The 3,493-nt window shown below is 52.0% G+C and carries 5 protein-coding genes; 1 reads left to right on the top strand and 4 read right to left on the bottom strand.

Features of this window, described 5'->3' with window-relative positions:
- Positions 1-73: 73 nt before the first annotated feature.
- From ABYW01_RS16975 to ABYW01_RS16990, 4 genes are all read right to left on the bottom strand, one after another.
- Positions 74-505 carry a hypothetical protein gene (locus tag ABYW01_RS16975; protein ID WP_372834999.1) on the bottom strand — a complete coding sequence of 144 codons (432 nt, stop codon included), beginning with the start codon at positions 503-505 and terminating at the stop codon, positions 74-76.
- 60 nt (positions 506-565) lie between these two features.
- Entirely contained in the window at positions 566-868 is a 303-nt protein-coding gene (gene hypC / locus ABYW01_RS16980; protein WP_372835002.1) for a HypC/HybG/HupF family hydrogenase formation chaperone, read from the bottom strand.
- Position 869: 1 nt separating this feature from the next.
- Positions 870-1,499 (bottom strand): HyaD/HybD family hydrogenase maturation endopeptidase, encoded by a 630-nt coding sequence (locus ABYW01_RS16985; RefSeq protein WP_372835005.1) that lies wholly within the window; start codon positions 1,497-1,499, stop codon positions 870-872.
- A 253-nt stretch (positions 1,500-1,752) separates the two neighbouring features.
- Positions 1,753-2,874 carry a high-affinity branched-chain amino acid ABC transporter substrate-binding protein gene (locus ABYW01_RS16990; RefSeq protein ID WP_372835008.1) on the bottom strand — a complete coding sequence of 374 codons (1,122 nt, stop codon included), beginning with the start codon at positions 2,872-2,874 and terminating at the stop codon, positions 1,753-1,755.
- Between the two features lie 334 nt (positions 2,875-3,208).
- Here ABYW01_RS16990 and ABYW01_RS16995 point away from each other — a divergent pair.
- Positions 3,209-3,493: FAD-dependent monooxygenase (locus ABYW01_RS16995; protein WP_372835009.1), on the top strand; the 285-nt coding region annotated here is incomplete at its 3' end.

A 3,493-nucleotide genomic window follows, 5' to 3' on the forward strand; every position in this document is an offset into this window, starting at 1 on the left:
GCCTTCGTCCTGACTGCCCGGACCCATAGGAATATTCAGCAATTCAATACCGTTGTTCTGCATGCTTTTTACCTCACTGACCGCAGCTGCTAGCCACTGGATTAACCACAACCGGAATACCAATACCCGGGTCTCGACGCGGCTCAAGTGCCAGAATGCTGCCGATCTCAGCCATATACACATCCCAGTTCTGCACCTTGGTGATAGTGCCCAGATAACGCCCCTCTTTCAAAAACACCAGAGCAGGCCAGACAGTAAAGTTGTATCGGCCCTGCAACGCTTTCTCGGCATCGGTTGAAACTACTGCTGGCGTCAGTTGTGGAAAGCTTTTAACCAGCTCTGGCAGGATAACTGCCACGTCATTGCTTTCTGGAAAACGCTTGGGTTCTTCAGTAAAAAACAACACGGAGAACGGCGCTGATTTGATGAAGTCGTCGAAACTGTTCTGGTCCAGGCGGGGATAACCCAGCTCGTCGACCAGTCGATTGATCAAAGGCGATGGCATAGTTGGTTCCTATTCTGGCTACTTCTTTGGCTACTTCAGATTATTCTTGTATGTTCGCTGTCAGTTTTTCTGCAGGTGCTCAGGCAACTGAGGTTCACGGTCCACCAGATCGGCAAACAAACTGTCCAGATCGGCCTCGTTTCCTTGCATCACGGCGTGCACCGCACTCAGCGCATCGCGCATCTGTATCGCACGTGGCTCATCTAAGATTTCGCGAGCCGCGCCCAGAAAAACCAACACCCAGCATCCTTCTGCTTGCTCTCCGACCAGCGACATATCCACCCACTCAGACTCGCTACCGTTGCGGCACTCAGCACGATGTTCATCACTGCGCACAACCTGCATCGGGATACCGAGGCACACCTCAGCGCTCTCCAGATTCAGCAGTCTCGTCAATTAGGAATCGCAGATCCCCTTTACGGAACGCATCCATTTCAGAGGGACGACCCGCTTCATACTCATTCAACCCCAGCTCACCCGGCGCCAGCGCTTCGGCAGGCTGATCATGGCGTTCAGGAGTGATAGCAAACTGCTGCAGGTAATCGAGGGCAATCTCCAGCGAGGGATCGATCTGTGCGCGTACCGGCTCACGCAAGCTGCCGCCAAAATCTTCCAGCTCAACGGGCTGACAACCCACCAGCAACAGATGCTCCGGGTAATTGCCGGTGAACTCGGCCATTGCTAGTACTTCCTGAAAGCCTGTCTGATGCAGGCTCATCTGTTTAGCACCCATAAACTTGGGTACGTCATCATCGTAGATTTTCTTCAGAGTGCCCGGTTCAAGGCCGTAATCGATGGCATCAAACACCACCAGCACATCGGCGGCCTGCACATGCTGCACCAGATAGATCCCTTGTGTGCCACCATCCATCAGTTTGACGTTGCCACCAAAGCGATAACGCTCGTTCAGCGTTTCCACACAACGCACACCAAAACCTTCATCAGCCCAAAGGATGTTGCCAATACCAAGAATGAGGATGTTTTTATCGTTCATCTGTGCGTCTTCTGTGCCGTGTTATTGTTATGACTCTTGTTATAACGACAGACGTTACAAGGAGCGTGCCAACACGTTCAGAAAACAGATATTCAGGAATAACGGGGTGTTACGGGGAGGGTTACAGCTAAAGACAAGCACAAACCGGAAAGTTAATTTCCATATTACACAAAAAACGAAACGTTAATCTCCACCCCATCTATTCCCGCGCAACACACGGAAATAGATAGGACAGAAATCAGACTAAAACGCGTTATTTTGACGGTCGTACAACCGGCGTCCCGGTACCATCGGCGTGCCACTGATAGATGCCGAACTCAAACCCCTGCAGGTCACCGTGCTCATCCCAGCGTATCGGTCCCAGCACCGTCTCAAACGTGAAGTTATGCAGCGCCTCGGCAACATCAACGGGCGCATCAGACTGCGTACGCTGCATGGCATCGGCTAACACTTCTACCGCCGCAAAGCTTGTCCAGATAAACGGGCCGCTCGGTTCAACGCCCTTCTGTTTCAGTAATTCAACAACGGGCTGGTTTTTCTCCTGTAGGTCGTAGCGCACCGGCAAGGTCACCAACAAACCCTCAACTGCCTGACCGGCAAGAAAGGCGATATCTTTATTGCCCAAGCCTTCCGGTCCCATAAACGTGGGTGAAAAACCTGCGACTTTGGCCTGTCGCATCATCAGGCCCAGCTCGGGGTGGTAACCGCCGTAATAGACAAAATCCACCTGTTTACGTTTAAGCTTGGTAATCAGCGAACTGAAATCTTTAGCGCCACTGTTGATGCCATCGGTGCTGACAACATCGATACCTTCAGCCTGCAGCAGGTCGCGTACGATCAGCGCCACGCCTTTGCCGTATTGTTGTTTGTCGTGAATCACGGCCACCCGCTGAGGTTTAATCACCTGAGCGATATAGTCAGCCGCAGTGGCTCCCTGTTCGGAATCAAGGCCGATCGTGCGGAACAGCTTGGAATAGCCACGCTGGGTAATACCCGGGTTAGTGGAGCCGGTAATCACCAGCACATCTTCATCCTGATAAATATCGGTCGCGGGCTGGGTCGAACCGGAGCACAAATGACCGACCACAAATTTAACATTGTCATTGATGATCCGGTTTGCCACCGTGACCGCCTGCTTCGGTTCGCAGACATCATCGTATTCAACCGCTTCCAGCGGACGTCCGTTGACACCACCGCGGTTGTTGATCATTTCAATGGCCGTATGAGCACCGCTCAATTGCATGTCACCGTACTGGGCCAGTGAACCGCTAAAGGGACCAACGATACCAATTTTGATCGATTCAGCCGCCTGCGCGCTAAAACTGAGCACAGTGGACAGGGCCAGACAGGCCAGCGAGGAATGGGGGAGTTTCATAGGGTTCTCCAGATACTCTGAGCATTAGGTTGTGGGGTACACAAACCGTTTAAAAACAAGGCTTTTGGCCTGACGCTATTGTACTGAGAGATGCGATCAAAGTCCGAATTAAAAGACGTTTATAGACCTGATCTGAAGCAAAAGATAAGGATATATCCACATCAGGGATTACCCAGCCCCCGCCTCTCTCATACTTTGCTGGTTTTTGTCGAAAACCTACCGCCAATGATGAAGGTTCGTTCAATCAGCCACAGAGTATTTGATCCATGTCGGGGGTAGAATTCGAGAGTTCAGGTAAGCTACCCCCTTTTCAACAGTTAGAAAGGTGGTAGCCGTGCAGCAGCCGTATGACGTATTGATTATCGGTGCAGGTCCAGCCGGTCTGAGTTTTGCCCGCTCCTTAGCAGACCTGCCGCTTAAGGTCGTGGTTGTCGAACGCTCATCTCAGTCAACACTGGCCGATCCACCGGAAGACGGCCGTGAAATTGCCCTGACCCACCTTTCCGCAAAGCTGATGAAAGAGGCTGGTGCCTGGCAGCGTATACCTGAAGACGGTATCTCGCCTATTGAAGCAGCCCGCGTCTTTGACGGTCAGTCCAGCTACAGTTTGGATTTTGAC

Source organism: Pontibacterium sp. (genome assembly GCF_041587635.1).
Taxonomy (GTDB): Bacteria; Pseudomonadota; Gammaproteobacteria; order Pseudomonadales; family Balneatricaceae; genus Pontibacterium.